We start from the raw sequence: 1,533 nt of genomic DNA on the forward strand, positions 1-1,533 counted from the left end.
GACCTCCGAGAGCTGCTGGACCGATTGGACCTGCCAGCCCGCGATGACGGTGATCACCAGATCCGAGGCGACCACACCGATTCGAGTGCTGTCGTTGTCGCCGTGTCCGACATCGACCACGCAATAGGCGAAGTCGTCCGGCGTGTCGCGTTCCAACGGGTCGCGCAATGCCCTGTAATCGATCGTCCCGCCAAAAATGGCATCCACCACGATCCGTGTCGTGGCGGTCGGGATGAGGCTCATTCCCGACCACAGCGCGGCACGGCTCGGGTCGTCTGCGTGTAGTTCGGTATCGTCCAGATCAATGAGCGTGCCGGGGACGGTGGTAAACCCCTGAACCAGAGAACTCAGGTTGGCCGTTTTGAAGTCGTCGGGGACGCGGTTGGTGACCCAGCGGGTCAGCCCTCCTTGGGGGTCGGCGTCCACGAGCAGGACGCGCCCCCGTCCGAGGTCGGCCAATGCCTTCGCCAGACCGACAGCCGAGACGGTTTTCCCGACACCGCCTTTGAGGTTCAACATGCTGAGTGTTTTCACGCTTGCCCTCCGATTGGGGGATGCGGTGCACTGTCCCAGGCTAGCACCCGGTTAAGTAATTATGTAACAGTTGCGTTGTTGGTCGATGGGCGGTATAGCTGATCAGTACGCCAGTCCCCACGGTGCCGTGGGGAGATCACCGATAGAGAGGATCGTGACGCCGTATGCGTACAGGCACCCGCGACGTGCTCGCCCAGGTGGGCACCGAGGGCGCACAAAACTGGTTCAGCGGGAACGTGATCCCGCTTCTGCTGTTCATCCTGGGGGGAGTGATCCTCTGGAAAGGCAAAGGCGGCGACAACGCCGGAGCTGCTAAGACGTTCGGCCCGATCCTGATGGCCTCCGCCGTGCTCGGCATCGCGCTGACCGGGCAATGGGAAGCCGTTTCGCGGTTCGTGGCCGGGCTGTTCATGCAGGGAGGCTAAGCGGTGCAGGTCTCCCCGGACGACGAGATCTATCAAGTGGACGAAGTGTTCCTCGGGCCGGATCGGTTCCGGTTCCCGTGGCGCTGGACCTACCGGCAATACGGGGTCGCCTTGGTGACATTCCTGGCGACTCAAGCTGTGGAACGGCAACTCGGGATCGCGTTCGGGCTGTGGCCCGCCGCGTTCGCGCTACTGATCACGATCGCGGTCACCCGATGGGTTCACGACGGGATCAACCCGGACCGCGGACTCAAAACGATGACCCAAGAGGCGTGGTTGGAAATCACCGGACCACGAACACAGAACACTCCGGTTCGTACGGTGTTGACCGTGGCGGGATCGGCCCGCAAACAACGTGCCCGCCAGTTGGCCGAGAACTACGGAACCGACGAAGACAACGAGCGCGCGAAACGGGATACCGACATCCCGTCATGGTGGTCACAGTTCCGCCCGACACGCTCGCGCAACTGCTCCGAAGACGGTTCACCATCATCGGAGCACAGTGACAACCATGATCCGCGCACACGGTCCACAGGCGAGTCCGAGGACCGTGAGCGGGTTGAGACGATGGGGG

General features: G+C 62.7%; 3 protein-coding genes. 2 read left to right on the top strand and 1 reads right to left on the bottom strand.

Annotated features, from left to right (window positions below; genetic code table 11):
- On the bottom strand, nucleotides 1-519 hold a 519-nt coding region (locus BM150_RS23945), incomplete at its 3' end, for a ParA family protein (RefSeq protein WP_217641909.1).
- A gap of 179 nt (nucleotides 520-698) precedes the next feature.
- On the opposite strand from BM150_RS23945, the gene BM150_RS23510 reads away from it, so the two are divergent.
- Complete coding sequence (locus tag BM150_RS23510; protein ID WP_092930289.1) at nucleotides 699-959, top strand: hypothetical protein; 261 nt, start codon at nucleotides 699-701, stop codon at nucleotides 957-959.
- Nucleotides 960-962: 3 nt separating this feature from the next.
- On the top strand, nucleotides 963-1,533 hold a 571-nt coding region (locus BM150_RS23515; protein ID WP_092930292.1), incomplete at its 3' end, for a hypothetical protein.

This window comes from Actinopolyspora alba, from assembly GCF_900112765.1.
Taxonomy (GTDB): Bacteria; Actinomycetota; Actinomycetes; order Mycobacteriales; family Pseudonocardiaceae; genus Actinopolyspora; species Actinopolyspora alba.